This is a genomic window from Pseudophaeobacter flagellatus (genome assembly GCF_021228235.1).
Lineage (GTDB): Bacteria > Pseudomonadota > Alphaproteobacteria > Rhodobacterales > Rhodobacteraceae > Pseudophaeobacter > Pseudophaeobacter flagellatus.
Window position 1 is genome coordinate 155450 of the sequence record NZ_JAJQRG010000011.1, and the last position, 18842, is coordinate 174291.

At 56.9% G+C, this 18842-nt stretch carries 18 protein-coding genes, 1 tRNA gene and 1 pseudogene; 9 read left to right on the forward strand and 11 right to left on the reverse strand.

The annotated features are described in order from the left end of the window. Nucleotides 1-5: 5 nt before the first annotated feature. Both LRK71_RS18145 and LRK71_RS18150 read right to left on the reverse strand, forming a co-directional pair. Nucleotides 6-1259, reverse strand: a complete 1254-nt coding sequence (locus tag LRK71_RS18145) for an ABC transporter substrate-binding protein (RefSeq protein WP_232405375.1) — start codon at nt 1257-1259, stop codon at nt 6-8. 30 nt (nt 1260-1289) lie between these two features. After that, the gene (locus LRK71_RS18150; RefSeq protein WP_232405376.1) at nt 1290-2186 is read right to left on the reverse strand and encodes an N-acetylmuramic acid 6-phosphate etherase; all 897 of its coding nucleotides are present in this window, start codon (nt 2184-2186) and stop codon (nt 1290-1292) included. Nucleotides 2187-2331: 145 nt separating this feature from the next. On the opposite strand from LRK71_RS18150, the gene LRK71_RS18155 reads away from it, so the two are divergent. From LRK71_RS18155 to nagA, 4 genes are read left to right on the forward strand one after another with little or no spacing between them, the layout of a single operon-like run. Then, nucleotides 2332-3228 carry a glucosamine kinase nucleotide-binding domain-containing protein gene (locus LRK71_RS18155; RefSeq protein WP_232405377.1) on the forward strand — a complete coding sequence of 299 codons (897 nt, stop codon included), beginning with the start codon at nt 2332-2334 and terminating at the stop codon, nt 3226-3228. Then, on the forward strand, nt 3225-3983 hold the full coding sequence (locus LRK71_RS18160; protein WP_232405378.1) for a GntR family transcriptional regulator: 759 nt from the start codon (nt 3225-3227) through the stop codon (nt 3981-3983). Before LRK71_RS18155 ends, LRK71_RS18160 begins: the two co-directional genes overlap by 4 nt. A gap of 10 nt (nt 3984-3993) precedes the next feature. After that, nucleotides 3994-5022, forward strand: coding sequence for an SIS domain-containing protein (locus tag LRK71_RS18165; RefSeq protein WP_232405379.1), 1029 nt, complete (start codon nt 3994-3996; stop codon nt 5020-5022). Beyond that, nucleotides 5019-6173, forward strand: coding sequence for an N-acetylglucosamine-6-phosphate deacetylase (nagA, locus tag LRK71_RS18170; protein WP_232405380.1), 1155 nt, complete (start codon nt 5019-5021; stop codon nt 6171-6173). The genes LRK71_RS18165 and nagA overlap by 4 nt, the downstream gene beginning before the upstream one ends. Nucleotides 6174-6383: 210 nt before the next feature. Here the strand turns inward: nagA and LRK71_RS18175 are convergent, their stop codons facing one another. The 5 genes from LRK71_RS18175 to LRK71_RS18195 form a co-directional block, all read right to left on the reverse strand. Further along, nucleotides 6384-8111 (reverse strand): SulP family inorganic anion transporter, encoded by a 1728-nt coding sequence (locus LRK71_RS18175; RefSeq protein WP_232405381.1) that lies wholly within the window; start codon nt 8109-8111, stop codon nt 6384-6386. Between the two features lie 74 nt (nt 8112-8185). Continuing rightward, nucleotides 8186-8446, reverse strand: coding sequence for a helix-turn-helix domain-containing protein (locus tag LRK71_RS18180; RefSeq protein WP_232405382.1), 261 nt, complete (start codon nt 8444-8446; stop codon nt 8186-8188). A 165-nt stretch (nt 8447-8611) separates the two neighbouring features. Then, nucleotides 8612-9544: a GNAT family N-acetyltransferase gene (locus LRK71_RS18185; RefSeq protein ID WP_232405383.1), complete on the reverse strand. Its 933-nt coding sequence runs from the start codon at nt 9542-9544 to the stop codon at nt 8612-8614. A gap of 11 nt (nt 9545-9555) precedes the next feature. Next, nucleotides 9556-10485 carry a hypothetical protein gene (locus LRK71_RS18190; protein WP_232405384.1) on the reverse strand — a complete coding sequence of 310 codons (930 nt, stop codon included), beginning with the start codon at nt 10483-10485 and terminating at the stop codon, nt 9556-9558. A gap of 1 nt (nt 10486) precedes the next feature. Continuing rightward, nucleotides 10487-11161, reverse strand: coding sequence for an acetyltransferase (locus LRK71_RS18195; protein WP_232405385.1), 675 nt, complete (start codon nt 11159-11161; stop codon nt 10487-10489). Between the two features lie 586 nt (nt 11162-11747). On the opposite strand from LRK71_RS18195, the gene LRK71_RS18200 reads away from it, so the two are divergent. From LRK71_RS18200 to LRK71_RS18215, 4 genes are all read left to right on the forward strand, one after another. Next, entirely contained in the window at nt 11748-12098 is a 351-nt protein-coding gene (locus LRK71_RS18200; protein WP_232405386.1) for an MbcA/ParS/Xre antitoxin family protein, read from the forward strand. Next, nucleotides 12098-12610 carry an RES family NAD+ phosphorylase gene (locus LRK71_RS18205; protein ID WP_232405387.1) on the forward strand — a complete coding sequence of 171 codons (513 nt, stop codon included), beginning with the start codon at nt 12098-12100 and terminating at the stop codon, nt 12608-12610. Before LRK71_RS18200 ends, LRK71_RS18205 begins: the two co-directional genes overlap by 1 nt. A 742-nt stretch (nt 12611-13352) precedes the next feature. Beyond that, nucleotides 13353-13946: a helix-turn-helix transcriptional regulator gene (locus LRK71_RS18210; protein ID WP_232405388.1), complete on the forward strand. Its 594-nt coding sequence runs from the start codon at nt 13353-13355 to the stop codon at nt 13944-13946. A gap of 233 nt (nt 13947-14179) precedes the next feature. Continuing rightward, a complete protein-coding gene (locus LRK71_RS18215; protein WP_232405389.1) occupies nt 14180-14443 on the forward strand; it encodes a hypothetical protein in 264 nt (87 codons plus the stop codon). Nucleotides 14444-14568: 125 nt separating this feature from the next. On the opposite strand, the gene LRK71_RS18220 is transcribed toward LRK71_RS18215, so the two are convergent. The 3 genes from LRK71_RS18220 to LRK71_RS18230 are packed head-to-tail and all read right to left on the reverse strand — an operon-like array spanning nt 14569 to nt 17866. Continuing rightward, nucleotides 14569-15795 carry an ABC transporter permease gene (locus LRK71_RS18220; RefSeq protein ID WP_232405390.1) on the reverse strand — a complete coding sequence of 409 codons (1227 nt, stop codon included), beginning with the start codon at nt 15793-15795 and terminating at the stop codon, nt 14569-14571. A gap of 5 nt (nt 15796-15800) precedes the next feature. Continuing rightward, nucleotides 15801-16535 carry an ABC transporter ATP-binding protein gene (locus LRK71_RS18225; RefSeq protein ID WP_332460284.1) on the reverse strand — a complete coding sequence of 245 codons (735 nt, stop codon included), beginning with the start codon at nt 16533-16535 and terminating at the stop codon, nt 15801-15803. Next, nucleotides 16532-17866 carry an efflux RND transporter periplasmic adaptor subunit gene (locus LRK71_RS18230; protein ID WP_232405391.1) on the reverse strand — a complete coding sequence of 445 codons (1335 nt, stop codon included), beginning with the start codon at nt 17864-17866 and terminating at the stop codon, nt 16532-16534. Before LRK71_RS18230 ends, LRK71_RS18225 begins: the two co-directional genes overlap by 4 nt. Before the next feature lie 249 nt (nt 17867-18115). Between LRK71_RS18230 and LRK71_RS18235 the strand changes: the two are divergent. Then, nucleotides 18116-18334 (forward strand): annotated as a pseudogene (locus LRK71_RS18235) (transposase); the annotation flags it as partial. A gap of 391 nt (nt 18335-18725) precedes the next feature. Here LRK71_RS18235 and LRK71_RS18240 read toward each other — a convergent pair. Beyond that, nucleotides 18726-18802 (reverse strand) — tRNA-Met (locus LRK71_RS18240). Nucleotides 18803-18842: the final 40 nt, after the last annotated feature.

The following is an 18842-nucleotide window of genomic DNA, read 5'->3' on the forward strand; positions in this document are numbered from 1 at the left end:
TGGGGTTACTGCTGTGGCGCATACCAACTGGCAAGACCCTCTTGCAGGCGTTGGCCTGCCGCTTGCGGGGTTTCTTCGCCTTTGAGCACAGCCACAGATGCATTCCATGTGTCGTTTTCAAGGTTCGGCGTGCCACGCGACAGGATCTGATAGGTAGAGCGGATCGAGCTCTCGCATTCCCCGCGCCAGGAAATGAATTCCTCGGCCAATGGGTCTTCGACTGTGACAGGTGCCGAAGACAGCGGGAAGAATCCCGGCAACGCGTTGGCAAAGATGGTCGAAAACTCAGAAGAGGCAACCCAGTTCAGGAAAGTCTTTGCCGCCTCGGCATTGGGCGTGGCCGCGTTCATGCCGATGCCAATATCGGTGTGATCCGAGATGTAGCAGGTGTCACCGGCCTTCTGGACCGGTGGATAAAATGCCCCCATCTCAAAATCCGCCAGCCCGTTGAAGCCGGACACTTCCCAAGAGCCGGCAGGATAGATCGCCGCGCGGCCCAGGGTGAAGATGTTCTGGCTGTCTGGATAGGTCTGCGCCTCATAGCCATCCCCTAGATAGGGCGCCCATTTGGCAAGCTGGCGATAGGGCGCAATCCAGGCCTCATCCGTCAGTTTCTGCTCTCCGGCGATCAGGGCCAGGCGGCCTTCTTCGCCTTTCCAGTAGTTCGGGCCGATGTTGTTATAGCCCATGGTGGCGGCTTCCCACTGGTCGTTGGTGCCCATCGCCATCGGGATATAGTTGCCGTCTTCCTTGATTTTTTCCAAAACCGCAAAGAATTCAGCTTCGGTCTCGGGGACCTCTACACCGACTTCGGCAAAGGCTTCTTTATTGTAGATAAAGCCGTGGATCACGCTGGCCATTGGCACGCAGTATTGCACGGTCGCGTCGTCGGTGCTCCAGCCTGATTTGGCCACAGGTGAGAAATTTGCCATGCCATCCAGATCACTGATCTCTGCAAGATGACCCGCCTCATACAGCGCTTGCGAGGCATCAAAGGGGCGACAGGTGATGATGTCACCGGCAGAGCCGGCGTCCAGCTTGGAATTCAACACCGCATTGTACTCGGCCGGGGCCGAGGGGGTAAACTTGAGCTTGATCCCAGGGTGCGCCGCCTCAAAGGCGGGGATGATGTCATTCTGCCAGATTGCCAGATCGTCGTTGCGCCAGCTTTCGATGGTCAGCGTCACATCCTCGGCAGTCGCCGTTCCCGCGAGGATCGTCGAGGCCAGCATGGTTGCGATTACAGTCGTCTTTCTCATGGTCTTCTCCCTATTTTTGTTTTGTCTTGCTTATGTATTCTTGTTTTTTTCCAGCGCCTTGAGACAGGGGCCCAGGTGGCCGTCGTGGCGTTCCAGCAGGGTCTGAGCGACGAGGGGACTGCTGCCCTTTGCTACCAGAATGGCGGCCTTTGGATTGCCCCGCGTCTGCGCCAGAGCGGCCTTGGCCACAGGTGCGGATACATCAGCAATATGGCGCACGATGCCGATGGCGCGCTTAATCAGTTTGGCGTTGTCAGCCACGACATTGACCATCATGCCTTGATAGACATGACCCAGCTTTATCCCCATCAAAGAAGACATCAGATTCAGGGCCACCTTTTGCCCAGTTCCAGCCGCGAGACGGGTTGATCCGGCAATCACCTCTGGTGGTGTTGCAACGCAGATAGGGACATCGGCCATCTCTAGCAGCGGCGTTCCGGGATTGTTCGCGATGGCGATGACGCTGGCACCATTCGCTTTCCCGGATTTGGCAAGCGCCAGGGCATAGGGGGTTGTGCCGCTGGCGCTGAGAGCGATGACCACATCCCCTGGCGTCACGTCGCGCAGGGCGATGTCAGCAGCGCCAGTGTCATCTTCGGTGTCGCCCGGCATCTGCCCCGTAGTGGGGACGCCTCCCGCCATATGTATGTGAACACAATGCGCTGGAATACCAAAGGTGCCGGGCAATTCACAAGCATCAGCCAGGGCCATCAGCCCGGAACTACCGGCCGCCGCATAGGTTAGAGATTGACCAGATCGGATTGCAGCAGCCATGACCTGCGCGCCGCGATCAATCTCTGCGATCACGCCCTGTACCGCCGCGATAGCCGCGGACTGCGTTTCTAGCAGTGCTGCAGCGGCCAGGGGCACGGATTGCGCATCAATCGCGTCGCTCTGTATCAGTTGCTCGGTCGTTGGTTGCAGCATGAGAATCCCCTCCCGCCCAATCTAATACCTTTTAGATACCTTTTGTCTACTGTCTATTTGCAAAAAGGCCAAAGTTAAGGCCAATTTCACCAAAAATGGCATATTTGGCCTATATTTCCGTTTATAGGTATTATATAGGTATTGCATGTCTGACTCGAAGCACAAAATTCTGATTGGCGTTGATGGTGGCGGCACCGGATGTCGCGCCGCCATCGGCACTGCTGATGGCGGGGTGCTTGCACGGGCCGAGGGCGGCCGCGCCAATGCTACGTCGGATTTTGCGCTGGCTGTGAAAAATATCATTGCCACGGTGCGCCTGGCGGCTGAAGGCGCGGGCATTCCGATTGCCGCGCTAGAGACTGCGACCGCGCATATCGGCATCGCGGGCGTGTTGGGGCCAGAAACTGCCGCACAGGTTGCCGCTGCGTTACCATTCAAAGATTGCAAGGTAACAGATGACCGGCCAACAGCCATCACCGGTGCCCTGGGCAATCAGAATGGGTATCTGCTTTCTGTTGGGACCGGAACAATTGCCGCCGCCAGCCAATCAGGTGTGTTTTCATATATTGGCGGCTGGGGATTTCAGGTGTCTGACCAGGCATCGGGGGCTTGGTTGGGCCGCGCCGCCCTGGCGCAGGTCCTGCTGTGCCATGACGGATTGTCCGCCCACACCGATCTGACCTGCAAGATCTTTGCAAGATTTGACAACGATCCAAATGCCATCGTGACCTTCAGTCTGGCCGCCAAACCGGGTGATTTTGCCACCTTCGCCCCTGATATCATGGCCTCTGCGCAGGCGGGGGATGTCTGGGGGCGGCGTGTCGTTGACAAAGGAGCCACCTATTTGATGCGCTGCCTTGGTACCCTTGGCTATCAGTCCGGCGACAGGCTGTGTCTGACTGGTGGGCTAGGCCCCCACTATGCGGCGTTTTTGCCAGAGCCGGTGGCGTCCGGCCTGATCAGCGCCAAGGGCAGCGCTCTGGATGGTGCTTTCCAATTGGCCAAAGCAAGCCAGGTGACCCTGTCGGAGGACGCAAGATGAGTATTGCCACTTTCCTGACACCGGACAACTGGCTGCAACCGGATGCTGGGCCGCGTTATGTCCAGTTGCGCCAGCGCCTGAAAGAGGGTGTTGATCAGGGTGTCTTGAAAGCTGGCAGCCCCCTACCCCCGGAACGTGAAATCGCTGCCCTGACAGAACTGTCACGGGTAACCGTTCGCAAGGCTATCCAAGCCCTGGCGGCAGATGGCATCATTATACAAAAGCAGGGTTCGGGCTCATTTGTGGCCTCGGATGCGCCACAAATCGAACAGTCCTTGTCGCGGCTGACCTCCTTCAGCGAGGATATGTCGCGACGCGGGATGACCTCTACCAGTACCTGGCTTGAACGCGGTATCTACATGCCCTCGCCGGACGAGGTTCTGACCCTGGCGCTATCCCCGGATGACTCGGTGGCGCGTATTGCCCGGCTCAGGATCGCTGACGGCAAGCCCATGGCGATTGAACGTGCGTCGCTCTCGACCCAGATGCTGCCAAACCCGCTGCTGGTTGGAACCTCTTTATATGAGGTCCTGGGCGCGGCTGGCTTTAGACCTGTGCGGGCCCTGCAGAAAATCTCTGCCATCAACCTGGAAGAGGACGACGCAGGACTGCTGCAGGTTGCACCGGGAAAGGCCGGACTGCGGATTGAGCGCACATCTTATCTGGCGGATGGCCGTACCGTCGAATTCACCCACTCCATATATCGCGGGGATGCCTACAACTTCGTGGCCGAACTCCGTCTTGCCAAAGAATAGGGTTGCACAGATGAACACTCAGACACAGATGCGCCGGGAAATTCTTGAGATACCCCGCGCGGTTGACCGGCTGCTGCACCTTGGCGGCGACGATATCCGCAGAGCTGCCAAGGCCATTCGCGCCCGAAATCCCAGCTATATGGTAACCGTCGCGCGGGGGTCGTCCGATCACGTTGCAACCTATCTGAAATATACCTCCGAACTGCTGACAGGCACGCCGATTGCATCGCTGGGGCCCTCAATTGCCTCGATCTATAAGCGTAAATTGAACCTGGCAGGCAGTGTCTGCCTGTCGGTGTCACAATCCGGCAAAAGCCCGGATATCGTGGAAATGGCGCGGATGGCGCAGCAGGGCGGCGCACTCTCCATTGCAATGACAAACCACACCGACAGTCCGTTGGCGCAGGTGGCCGATCACTGCCTGAACCTGCATGCCGGGCCGGAAATTAGTGTCGCGGCGACCAAAACATTTGTGAACTCGGCCGTGGCCGGCATCTGGATGCAGGCGGAATGGGCCGAGGACGACGCGCTTCGGGCTGCAATCATGGACCTGCCCAGCAAGTTGGAGAAGGCAGTCAACATCGACTGGCCAGAGGCGCGGACTGCGCTTGGCGCGCGCAACTCCATTTTTTGTCTGGGCCGTGGGCCAGCCTATGCGATTTCTAATGAGGCGGCGCTCAAATTCAAGGAAACCTGTCAGATCCATGCAGAATCCTACTCCTCAGCCGAGGTGCTGCACGGCCCTGTTTCCATTGTGGACAGTGGCTTTCCGGTGATTGCGCTGGCCGCCGAGGACGAAGCCGAAAGCGCGCTGGCCGGGGTTGCGGATGAAATCGCGGCCAAGGGTGCCACGGTTTTTGCAACCAGTGAAAAAGCAATTCAGGCCAATAGGTTGCCTGCCGTCCGCACGGGTCACCCGCTGACCGATCCGATCTGCCTGATTGCCAGCTTTTATGCGATGGTTGAAAGAACGGCCGCCGGGCGGGGCATCAACCCTGACGCGCCAAGACATCTCAAGAAAGTGACAGAAACGGTATGAACGGCCTTGCCAAAGCCTATGTGGGGGCACAGATCCACGATGGGGTAGATCTGCATAGCGAACACGCGCTTGTGCGCGGCGAAGATGGCGGCCTGCGCATTCTACCGCTTCATGGCCTGGCGCCGGGCCACCCTGTTGAGCGGCTGAACGGTGGTTTGATCACGCCTGGATTTGTTGATTTGCAGGTCAATGGCGGTGGGGGTGTCATGTTTAATGATGATCAATCGGTCGCGGCCCTGCGTACCATTGCTCGGGCGCATGCCTTCACGGGGACGCAGGCCTTGTTGCCAACCCTGATCACTGACACCCCAGAGCGCACCCGGGCGGCAATCGATGCTGTCGAGCAGGCCTTGGCCGAAAAGCTAGAGGGTATCATCGGTATTCACCTGGAAGGGCCACATTTGTCTGTGGCCCGCAAGGGCGCCCATGATGCACAGCTGATCCGCCCGATGGGCGAAGAGGACCTGGCCTTGATGCTGAGCGCCGCGGATCGGATACCAAATGTCATGGTGACGGTCGCCCCAGAAAACACCACTCCAGCGCAGATTAAGGCGATGTCAGATGCGGGTATCGTGGTGTCCCTGGGGCATACAGAGGCCGATAGCGCCACCTGCCATGCCGCCTTTGATGCCGGGGCAAAATGCGTCACGCATTTGTTCAATGCCATGAGTCAGCTGGGAAATCGCGAACCAGGCCTGGTTGGCGCGACCCTGGAGCGAGGCGATATCTACGCAGGTTTGATTGCCGACGCCATTCATGTACACCCCGCCGTCATCCGCATTGCGCTGCGCGCAAAACCGCAATCAGACAGGATCTTCCTGGTCACCGATGCTATGGCGACAGCGGGGTCGTCGATTGATCGTTTCTTGCTCAACGGTCGAGAGGTCTTTCGCAAAAACCACCGTCTGACCCTGGCAAATGGTACGCTTGCCGGTGCCGACCTGGAGCTGTCCCGTGCGCTCTCGGTTATGGTTGATGAGGTGCAGGACGATCGCAGACAGGCTGTTGCGCGCGCGACATCCACGCCTGCTTCTCTGCTTCCCAATGGGACCGGTTTGGGCCGTATTACCAATAGCTCGCGCTCGGTGCTGTATTTTGAAACCCCATTTTCAGATCCCGCAGTTCTTGCAGAACACCAACCTGTGAACTAACCGGCCCCGGTTAGGCAGGGGGCGCGACATGACCTTTTAATGGTGAGGGTCTTGCGCCACAAACCCGTGTTTCAGGTTTATGGCAGAAGGCTTTAGATTTGAACCGACGATGGCTGGTTATATCCTGCGCGGGGTCTGGGTTTGTATTCTCGATGCCTCATCGGATGGGCCGTTCAGGCGATGCGTCGGGGACGTGTTTCGCAACCGGGCTCAGGCATAGGCTGCCGCCTGATCCGTGGTGGCGTTCTTGCGCAACAACGCCAGGGCTTCGTCGACCGTAGCGGCATAGTAAACCAGCGGACGCTTCAGGCCGTGGGTCACGAGTACACGTTGGATGTCGTGGGTCGCCCCGGTAAGCCAGAACGCGACACCCTGCTTCTGGGCTTTGCGTGCAAGGTCTTCGATCATGTTGGCACCGGTCGAGTCGAGGAAGGGCACGGATGAGAAGTCGATGACCATCGCCTTATGTATGTCCTGGATACGGTCAAGCACAGAGCCGATAGAGCCGGCCGCGCCGAAGAACAGCACACCGGTGATCCGGTAGATCACCACGTCGGGGTTCGCGGTTTTCTGTTCAGAGTAGTCTCCGCGCGGGTGGGCGGTGTCGGCCTCGTCTCGACAGACGAAGGCACCGTCCGTCGCAACACCGGTTGTCCGGCTCATGCGTTGAATGAATAGGACAGAGCCGAGCGCGAAGCCAACGACGATGGCCTCGGTCAGATCGCGGAAGATGGTCAGGAAGAAGGTAGCGCCCAATACCGTCGCCTCTCCCCAGCCGGAGCGAACCAAGATTGTGATGGCTGGTTTCTCGATCATGTTCCACGCAACAACGGCCAGAACCCCGGCGAGTGCGGCCAGTGGGATGTAGGAGGCAAGCGGCGCGGCGAAGAGCATGAACAGGAGCAGAAATACGGCGTGTAGCATGCCCGAAACCGGGCCATGCGCCCCGGCCCGGACATTGGTCGCGGTGCGCGCGATGGTGCCGGTTACACAGAAGCCGCCGAACAGCGAAGATCCAATATTGGCCGCGCCCTGTGCCACAAGCTCGCAGTTTGAGCGATGCCGTCGACCGGTCATGCCATCGGCGACAACAGCAGACAGAAGCGACTCGATGGCGCCCAGCAAGGTGAAGGAGAGGGCAGAGGGCAGAACTGCGAGGATGGTGTCCAAAGAGAGCGATGGCAGGCGCGGCATCGGAAGCGACGAGGGAATGCCACCGAATTTGGTGCCGATGGTCTGCACCGGCAGCGCGAGTAATGTCGCTGCTGCGGCGGCTAGGCCGACGGCGATCAGCATGGATGGCCAATGCGGGCGCCAGCGCCGCAAACCAAGAATGCCAGCCACCGTCGCGACGGAAATGCCAAGCGCATCTGGCGTCAGGCTTGACCGGGCGTCCCACAGCGCGGGAATCTTTGCCAGCATCTCTCCTGGTTCATGTTCGAGCGTCAGACCAAACAACTCTTTGATCTGGCTGGCGAAAATGATGACCGCGACCCCGGCGGTGAATCCAACAGTCACCGGAAAGGGAATGAACTTGATGAAGGTCCCCAGCCGCAGCAAGCCGCTGGCTGTCATCATTAGCCCCGACAGGAAAGTCGCGAGGATCAGCCCTTCCATTCCGTGCTGGGCCACGGTGGCGGCGACCAGCACGATGAAGGCCCCGGCTGGGCCGCCAATCTGGAAGCGTGATCCGCCGAGCAGTGAAACAAAGAAGCCACCGACGATGGCGGTGTAGAGCCTTTGCGCCGGGGTCGCGCCGGACGCGATAGCAATGGCCATCGACAGCGGCAGCGCGACAATGGCGACGGTCAGCCCGGCGATCACGTCCGCGCGCAGCTGCGTTGGACCGTAGCCCTCGCGCAGGACCGTGACGAGCTTTGGTGTGAAGAGCTCGGCGAAGTTCGGAGCGCCGCTTTGCTTGGTGGTCTGGTCTGTCATCTGTGGCCGCACCTTGGAGGGTTACGGCGGGATCGTCGGCTTGATGTCGGCGGTCGCCGTCGCAGGTTGAAGGATCAGTGTTCGGGCGGCGCCCCCTTGAGACGCGCTCCGCGACCGCCGGCAGTGCTGGCAGAGCCTTCTCCAATGAGTTCGACGCCAGCATGTTCAAGTGCCGCGATCACCTTGATCAGGCTGTCCACGACGCCACGGACATTGCCGCTGCTGGCCTCCATGCGCTGGATTGTCGGCACGGACAGCCCCGCCAGTTCAGCCAAGGCTTTCTGGTCAATGCCAAGAAGGGCACGCGCCGCGCGCATCTGGGGGCCGGTGATCATCAACACTTATCCTGAATGAGATAATGCAAAACTATTATATGTAAGTTGATATGTCAAACATCACTCTTGAGTACTACCCAAAAGCAGTGACGATACAAAGACGGGCGCGCCGGTTCCGAAGCTTGCCATGGATGTGATCGTTGGACCCACGCCTAGCTCTGTTGGTTATGCTATATCCCATTGATATTGGCTGAATATCACGCTGTGCCCTCCGAACATTTCTTTTTGACGCGACAGGCCCAGGTTCAACTCGCGCCCTGCATCTGTGGTGGATATGCCGAAGCTGAACCAGTCACGCTTGGCAAAAACCTCTGCCAACAGGTGGTGGACCAATAGATCCAGCGCACCTGAATTCCTGCCCTCAAGGGCGGCAGCGATATATTGGGCATGAACCGTGCGCCCACAATCGAACAGGATCATGCCGGCAAGCATGGTGTCGCCGTCAAACGTGCCAAACAGGCGGATCTGGTCAGGGAAACGCTCTGCCAGCAGGGTCATTTCATCAAGGCTATGGGTCGGGGCGGCGTCATGACGTGATCCCAGGACCTCGGTCAGAATGCCCCAGAAGCGCGTAAAGTCATAAGCTTCGCGCGCGATCAGGCCTGCTTTGCGTGCTTTCCGGATCCCGTCCTTGCGCCCGCCACTGAAGGGCTGGCGGCGTTGAAGCGGGATGGCTGTGCCGAGATCAGCGCGTACCTGCCTGGCACCCGCATTGATCAGCGCATACAGATCAGCCTCAGAGGGCTGGGTGTGAAAAATGTGGGGACTGGGCTTGTAGACAAGGCTGCGCAGGCCCTGATCCGCCAAGTACGTCCGCAGGACCTCCACAATCCCGACTATGGTAGCGGCCGGCAGCCGGGGGGGCACTAGTAGCCCGCCATAGGTCAGCCCACCATGCGAAACCAGCGCATCACCGGCCTGATTGGCTGGCAATAGGGCAAGGATCTTATCGTTGTCTTCGATGATCAGGGAATGATCCACGAACCGGTCCGCATGGTAATCCATGAAGCCGCGGTCATGCAGGAACGTTGCGTTGGCCGCCCCTTGCACAAATTTGTTCCAGGCCTCGGCATCCGCCGGGGAATAAGGTCGGATCATCGGTGCAGAATTCACCCTTCCACCCATTCGGCATAGCCCACACCGGTACGCCCCATGTCATTACCGTTGTAAAACAGCAGGTTCCTGCCGTCGGTAGTCTCAAGATGGGCGGGGTAACAGGTCATTTCGCTATCCCAGCTTCCGGCAGGCCCGCGTGGCAGTTCTTCGTCATCGGTACGGGTGAAGCTCACCCCATCCAGTGAGGAAAATCGAAAGCTGGCATATTGCTTGGCCCGGGTGTCCGAGGTTGCACGCAGCTCCCATGTGCCGTCAGGGCGCTGGTTGGCCCGGGGGCGGCCGATACGGTATTCTTGCGAGGCCGGTGAAATGATCGGCTGGGCGGTGCTGTTGTCAAAACGGATGCCGTCCGGGCTGGTCATCGTCCAGCAATCATAACGCGGAAAGAGCTTGTCTTCGATCTCTTCCCAGCCCTGCCCGCGCGAAATCCAAGCGCGATATGTCCCGTCAGGCAGCCGGGCGATTGAATGCAGTGCCCCGATGAACGGGCCTTCCGGGCAGCGATCGATGATCGGTGTCTTCTGCACCCTTTCAAAGCTCTCTCCCCTGTCACGGCTTATGGCAACGCCGCTGAAGGCCAGGAACTTGGCCTTCTCAACAAGCTGAAAACCGACGTAATAGAGCCTGAGTTCCGTCTCCGAGACCTCCAAGACATCACCCAGGATTAGTCCATTATCGTCGAACATACCGGGCGAGCCCAGATCCAGAACGGGTTTCTTGGAGATCGCCTTAACCTGCGACGGGTCTCTCGCGTCCAGATCTATCCACCCGATCCGGCTAATGCCAGCGTCGTCACGCATGCCGCCAAACAGGCGGATCGTATCTGCATCACGCTGCCAGGGACTGGGTGTCATGAAAGAATGGCGCGACCAGCCGCGACTGCCGTCAGGGCAGTAGATCAGCCCCTTTTTTTCCCAGCCCATTTTATGGTTTTATCCTGTAATAACGATAGGATGACACTCGGGATGGCTCGGCAGGGTTGCCATTCAGGATCAACCCAGGATCGCCAAAGCTCTTGTTGACCGCCGAAGCCATGCCAACAACGCAGTCTTCGCCGATAGTGACGTTATCGGCAAAGGTGGCATTAACCCCGATGAAGCTGCGCGCCCCGATGGTGCAAAAGCCCGAAATCACCACATGGGACGACAGGAAACAATGCGCGCCAATCCGGGTTTGGTGGCCGATATGGTTGCCGGACCAGAGCACGCATCCGTCTTCGATGGTCACACCATGCTGAACCACGTTGTTTTCAAAGATAAAGACGTTTTCACCCAAGCTGGCAGTGCGCCAGACCATGGCGCGCGGGCTGATAAAATTGGCGAGATCATATCCCTCGGCGCGGGTTTTTTCCATCAACTCGGACCGCACCCGGTTCAGCTTGGTCGATGTGACCGCCACATGGGCATGCGTCGAGGCCGGATCAAAATGTTGTGCGGCTTCGTCCAATGCGACAACTGGCAGGCCGAATTTCGGGGTCTCGTCCAGAAACTCCCGGTCGACAGCAAAACCGATGACGGTATAGGGACTGTCCACAGTGAAATACTCATAGGCGATGTCGGCAAATTCTCCGGCGCCTACAATAAGCAAATTCTGAGCCATAATTACCTTAACGGGCTGAGTGCGGTTTCGTTTCCAGATGGAAACTGGGTAGGTTCATAGCAGAACAGAAGCGAGCCTCAAATCCATGCCAGGGCAGGATTACCACGTTGTCGACTTGCCCACAATTACTGATGCCAGGGGCAAACTGACTTTGTCGAAATAGCCATCCTCGGTGCCTTCTCCCAAATTTTCCTGGGGGAGCTGGGTGATCTGGGTGTCAGGATCACCCGCCGCCTTTCTGGAAAGATCGTCCAGACACGCCCCAAAGTCCGACCTGTGTTGCGACTGTCAGGATCGATCCGGTCAACACGCTCGCGGTTCTGAGCATAATGTTTCTCCGTTCAGCTCAAATCACAGCACCGACACGTCAACCGGAATTACCCGTCCAGATATTTGTATATTATCTCACTCAAGATTTCAGATGACGCAGGCAGACCTCTACAAAATCCCAACAGCCGTATTTTCCAGCAATCGCGCATTGTCAGTATTTCTCATCAGAACGGTCAACGGGGAGATCTGCTTTTAAGCTTGATACTCAGTAATTATGACGCTATATATTGTCAAAATAGCCGGAAGGAGGCCTGTTATGCATATCGCAAACTTCGCTGAAGGTGGACAGTTTGAGCCGCGAAAGATCGCGGCAGCGCTGCGCACCTCGGCAGAGGAAATTGCCCTGACGGTCGGTTTGGGAAAGGACGCCCTACAACGGCGCACGCGCATCAGCTCGGACAAGACACAACGCCGCCTGCGCGAATTGGTCGAGGTGCTCAACAAGGTCGAACCGCGGTTTGGCTCAGAACTCATGGCCTATGCCTGGTACCGGTCAGAGCCCCTGCCCGGCTTTGATGGCCGAACCGCCATGCAACTCGTACAGGAAGGCAAAGCACAGCAGGTTCTAGAATATATCGATGCAGTTGACGCCGGTGTCTTCGCCTGATGCCTTTGAAGGACGGTCGCTTTGTCGGGCCACTTTACCGCGCTCTGAACCCGATTTACGCCCGCGCGCCCTTATCGGGCCGCGGCGCGGAGTTGTATGGCGGACGCGTCAATGCCAGGGGGGTGCCGGCGCTCTATACCGCGCTTGATCCAGCGGGGGCACTGCGCGAAGCCAATCAGGTGGGAAGTTTGCAACCAACGATCCTGGTTTCCTACGCCGCCGATCTTGGTCCGATCTTTGATACCCGCGATACAAGAGGGCTGGAACAACAGGGTATATCTGAGCGCATGCTCGCTGACCCGGCGTGGCGCACCAGAATGCTCGGTGGGCAAGATGTGCCCACACAGGATTTCGCCGCACGCCTGATCCATGATCGGTTTGCAGGTCTGCTGATCCGGAGTTTCGCAAAAGGTGCTACTGCAACTGACTTCAACCTCGTCTTATGGCGGTGGAGTGGCGCTGGCTGCACCCTCAACGTGGTGGACGACGAGGACCGTTTGTCAAAGATGTAAAGACATTCGGCGCAGGTATCTAAGCTCTATGCCTTTCGAAAAGCGAGCTATGAAAGTTGAAGTTGCAGTCCAGCCCGCTGATCTGAATGGCAATCCGGTTGACTTCTTACTCCGCAGATCCTTGTGCCCCCTGCAGAAAAAGATCCCCGGCCGGGGCAAAATATGCGTCCCGCGCCGCCAATGCAGTAAAATCAGCACAACCCATCATCAAAGACAACTGAGGCTTGATCGAGGTCGTATAGAGCAGTTGCTCTGCCAATTCCATCGGATCAAATTTACACAGCCTCTCCTCGATCTGCGCAGCCTTAACCAACTAGGTAAACAGGATCATGATCGGATCTTCCACGCTTGGCGTCCGGGCACCTTCCCCGTAGCGACCGCCTCGGCCAAAGCCCCCGATTGAGCGCCAATAGCTCAGGTTGCAGGTTCACCGTCGGCAGCGCTCGGCAAACCGGCGGAGCACCGCAAGCGTCGGTGCCTTGGATACCGCAGTCGTGCGGCCTTGGGAAATGTTGGCGGTATACTGGATCAGTTTACACGAATCGCGGCTTGATTTATTAACGAATGATTACGGTATTGATTGGCCTTCATCGTTTCTCGACCGCCCCAAATCGTGGGCGGCGCATGATACGGGTTGGCCTGATGCAATCACACTGAAAACGGTTAACAAAAAGCCAGATTGCACTCTCGAGATGAGGCTTGGTCGAGCTGAATGCATTAATGCAGGCTTGGGGCATGCGACATGAGTTTTCTTCCTTTAGCCCAGTGGCTTACGCTTTTGGGTGACAAAAGCCATAATATCATTTTCCTAAATGAAGATGGCAATGCCGTGTCATTTAGTGAGGCCGATGCCGAAGAGCCGCTTTGGCAAGTGATATTGAATTGGCGGAATATCCACATCGGTGATCCACTCCAAAAAGCGAAACTCTCCCGGCTTGTTCAAGCCTCCCTTGAGTTCGGTGAGCAGCGGGACACTCCGTTGCCGTCCCCGGTCAAGCTGGAATCCGAGTCAGGCCGCGTAGCATATATTGATGCTGTACCGGTGCCCATTCAGTTGCGGGAAAAGCTGAACGGGGCCCATTCGTTGCTTTATATCCGGGAGGTCGAGCACACCTCCGACTATTTCATAGAGTTCTTGCAGCAGGAATATCACCTGACACCTGCCGAAGCATCTGTCACAACCCGGCTTGCATCCGGGTCAAGCCTGACTGCAGCATCCAAACAGCTGAATATATCCATTTGGACTGCACGCAGCCATCTGCGCTCTATCTTCCAGAAAACCAACACTCACCGGCAGGCAGAACTGGTCGCTTTACTGGCCCATGCGGATTATTAGCGCGACCAGGCCGTGCGGAGAATTTGGCTGACCAGAACTGCAATCCCTTGGCCAGAAGCCTATAGACGCCTGCGCGTCAAATTCTGAAACGGCCACCGAGGCCAAAATTTGACGGAGCGGCCTACCCCATTCGAGTTAGAAATTTGCAGCGGATGCTAACTTGAGTGAGCGATGTAGGAATCCTGCATTTATGCAAAATTTACGGTCTGCGTTCACAAAACTAGGGGGTTATCATGAAGATTGTTACACTTATTGCTGCGGCTGCACTGGCACTTGGCACATCAAGCATGGCATTTGCAGATGCAGGCGGCCAACCCAATGCAAACGCCTATCCCGACGGAACCCAAACCAATGGCCGTAAAGCCGTATGCGTTCCGCCAGGATCCGTTTTCAAGACCACCGCAAAAGCACCAGGTCCCAATAGCGATCCGTTTGGCAGCGGCAAAACACCAGGTGCCGAAGTCGGTGATCAGTGCAATGTCGGCCAACCCAGCTAACATTTCCATTTGAACCTTTTGAACAAGAGCCCCTTATAAGGGGCTCTTGTCGTATTCTGCAGTTAGGTAACCTTCAGCCGCCCCTGTTGCCCCATGCAGCGCGCTCGCTCCTCCTAAGTTGGCTACTACTCAAATTTCAAGGCCGCGACCGGATCCATTCTCGATGCTTTACGCGCGGGAAAATAACCAAATATCAAACCGACAGCAGCCGAAATCGCCACCCCGCCAATAACGGATAGGGGGCTTAAAAAGACCGGCCAGCCAGCCAAATACCCCACTATAACCGCAGCTGATGCACCGATCGCCAGTCCAATCGCCCCACCAAGGACACAGAGCAAGACAGCCTCCATCAGAAATTGCAGCTGCACATGCCCTGGGCTGGCACCAATTGCGATCCTCAACCCGATTTCACGGGTGCGCTCAGTTACAGATACAAGCATGATATTCATTATGCCGATTCCTCCTACGATCAGCGATACCGATGCGATTCCCGATAGCAGCCAGCCCAACGCTCTCTTTACGGCATTCTCGGCCGCCATCATTGAGGCTGGGTCGGAAACCAGGAAGTCGTTGGCCAAACCGCTAGAAATCCTGTGCCTTTCCCGTAGGAGCGCCGTAATCCCCTGTTCCGCCAATGGGACAGCAGAGGAAGAGACGGCTTTTGCCAGGATGTATTCAACCGAATTCCGGTGAACCGCGTTGGAACTGCCGATCAGCCTTTGCTTGGCTGTGCGGATAGGTACAAAAACAACCTGGTCCTGCGCCCGCCCCCATCCTGACGTGCCTTTTTCTGCCAGCACACCAATCACCTCAAAGGGAACCGCCAGCACACGAATGACCTGCCCGATTGGGTCCGTGTCGCCAAAAAGCTGTTCGGCGGTCAATTGCCCCAGAACCGCAACTTTACCTGCTCCGGATTGTTCTTGCTGAGAGAAATAGCGTCCCTGTTTCAGCGGCCACTCGCGAATTGCAAAATAGCTGGAGGTGGTGCCGTTTACCGTCGTCCAGGTGTTCCGGTTTTTATTGACCACAAGCACATTGCCGCGAAGCGCAGGAGAGGCCAAAGCGATCTGCGTAATATGGACTGCAATGGCCTCAGCGTCCTCCTCTGTCAGCCGTGAGACCGCGCCGCGGTCGGTCTGCCTCGCGCCACTGTTGTTTCTAGACGGCTCGATCATCAGGACATTCGCCCCCAGCGTTTTGATCTGCTCTGAAATCTGCCGCTGCGCCCCGGCTGCAAAGGCGACCATAGAGACAACCGAGGCCACACCAACAATTACGCCAAGCATGGTCAGGAAACTGCGAAGAAGGTTGGCCTGGAGCGCCCGCAGAGCTACTTTGAAACTTTCCAACACTATCATCTCAGAACCAGAACCTCTGATGCAGCATCGGCCGCCCAAAGCCGGTTTGGCACAGTTTTATCCGAGATGATTTCACCGTCTGCCATACGCAAGATACGCTGCGCATGCCGGGCGACCCGCTCGTCATGCGTTACAACCACAATAGCGTGACCTGCCTGGTTGATTTTCTGAAACAGTGCGAGGATCTGTCGGCCCTTTTGACTATCCAAGGCCCCAGTTGGCTCATCCGCCAGGATCAGGCGCGGCTGGTTCACCAAGGCCCGCGCAATGGCCACGCGCTGTTGCTCTCCACCAGAGAGCTGGTGTGGCAAATGGCCCTGCCGGTTGATCAACCCCACGTCGTTCAGCGCCTTCACCGCCCGCCTTCGGCGCTCCCCTGCCCGGACACTCGCATAGATCATCGGCAGTTCGACATTCTCGACCGCAGAATGACGTGGCAGTAGGTTGTATGACTGAAACACAAACCCAAAGACCCCGTTCCTGATTTCAGCTCTGCGCGCATCCGTCAAATCGCTGGCCCGGCGACCTAGAATGTCGAGAGCCCCAGCATCTTGTCGATCAAGCAGCCCAAGCAGATTCATCAAGGTGGTTTTCCCGGATCCCGACGGACCCATAATCGCCACGAATTCCCCCGAGTTAACGGAGATGGAACAGTTCTTCAAAGCATCGATAGATATTCCGCCTCTGCTATAGCTCCGCCTGAGATGCGTTGCTTTGATCAGCGTGGTCACAACCGCGCTCCGATCCAGCTTCCAAACAGCGCCCGTTTGTGCGGCTGTTCGATTTCGGCCCCGATCACAAGATCGCCTTCTTCGATTTCTTCAGAAGTAAAAAGCGTATGGCTTGCATCATTTTCCAACGGCACGACCGCCACTGGTTCAGGGTTGCCAAGTTCATCCAACCGCCAGACCACAGCAGAATTTTCAGTTTCGGGAGTTCTTGGATAGCGGCTTGGCTGATAGCTCAAGGCGCTGGTCAGAACTTTCAGCCCAGGTTCAGATCTTTTGACCGTTATTTTAACCAATGCTGTCATCCCAGGTAGAAGCAATTCTTCGGGATTTTCAGTCTCAAGAACGACTGTATAAGTGACGATATTTTGAATTATCTTGGCAGATTTTCTGATTTCAGTCACAACGCCCGAAAATACCTGATCCGGAAAAGCATCAACCGTGAACCCCGCCGCCTGTCCAATGCGGATGCGGCCAATATCAGTTTCGTCCACGCTGACATACACCACCATGTTCTGGAGGGCCTCGGCGACTGTAAACAGGGTGGGGGCCTCCAGGGCAGCCGCCACGGTTTGCCCCTCTTCAATGCTTCGGTTGATGATCACCCCATCTATCGGGGTGCGTATGGTGGTGCGCTCCAGTTCAACCTGAGCCAGCTTTAACGCGGCCTGTCTCTGCGGGACATTTGCACGCGCACCGGCGAGTTCAGCCTGACTTCTTGCAAAATCAGCGCGGGTCGTCTCAATCTTCTGTTCATTAACCGCCATCAAGGCTTCGGCCTCCCGCAGGGCGGCGGCCGCAGTCAACACTGTTGTGCGTTCATTCTCGATATCCGCCGCTGAAACGGTTCCAGAACGGTGCAATTCTTCTTTTCTGTCTAGATTGGACTGCGCCAAACGTAACTCTGCCTTGGCTTGATCCACCCGCGCCTGATGTACGCTTCGCTCCAATCCAATCGCTTGGATTTCAACCTTCGACCGCCTCAGCGCCGCTTTGCGAACCTCGACTGCAGACAAAGCGATGCTGACAGCAGCTTCGGCCTCAGCCACCTGTGCCTCAAATCCCTGTCTGTCAATCTGCGCCAGCGGCTGGCCGGTCTTTACGATGTCATTAAAGTCTGCAGTGACTTTTGTAATCCGCCCAGAGACCTGAGAACTGATATCCACCGCAAAAAGGGCATCCACAGTACCGGTTGAGGAAATAGCTTCCTCTAACCGTCCAAAAACCACCGGGGCGGTAACATATGTGGGCTCTGCAGAAGGAGCGCCGCGATCCAACGCAAAGTACGCGATTGTTGCTCCTGCCACCAGCAAAAGGGTAATAAACCTTAGCATGATAGCGGATGGTGCCACTTTTTCGTAGAGATTTCAATTTTTTTGGGAGCACAGACCAGGCGAAAACACGTGGCAAGTATCTGGCACTTATTCCACGAAAATACTGCATTACGCACAAATATCATGAGAGGGCTGGCAGCTCCCGGAAAAACGGGTGGCTACTTTGGGCTTATTCTGTTGAAAAACTCATGTTGTTTTTGGAACCGACTGCTGACTCAATTCTTTTGTCAACTATGGAATTTGATCGCGATGATGGGACCACGTCAGGAAGCACAAACCGCTCTGTTCTATGATTTCTCGATTGAGGCTCATGTCCCAAGTGATCATGTATTGCGGGCGATAGCTGGCGAGATCGATCTGTCCAGCGTTCGTGCCCATTTGACTAAGTTCTACAGTTCCACTGGTCGTCCTTCGGTTGATCCTGAGCTGATGATGCGCATGCTGCTGGTAGGGTATGTCATGGGTATTGCCGTGGACCTGTGGCCAGGCGTTCCACCGGCATTGAGATCCACAGTAAATAACCGAATATTCTGTTGCTCTCCGGAGAAGAAAGCAACGTAAGCGTCACCTGCTGTGTCAAGCACGAGCGATCAATGGCGGCTCTGGAGCGCCGCGCTGCAGAATCTTGACCCACTGGTCAATGTCCGGTTTGGGCCGTTAGCTCTCGCCCCCCCCCTGCTACCTCTTGTTCTGATAGTTCGCGCGTGGTGAGCACGCTCCCTGGTGTTCCGGCAGTGTTGCGTGTTCACTACACCACTTTTCCGCCCCTATTGCTTCCACAGTGCTTCCACGGGATTGGGAGGCTAAACGCAAGAAGCGCCCCTTGGGGTGCTATAGTATTGATATCATTGTATAATTTTGGTTGCGGGAGTAGGATTTGAACCTACGACCTTCAGGTTATGAGCCTGACGAGCTACCGGGCTGCTCCATCCCGCGACGGTTGTTGTATCTTTTGGCTTGCTACGATTGAGTGATT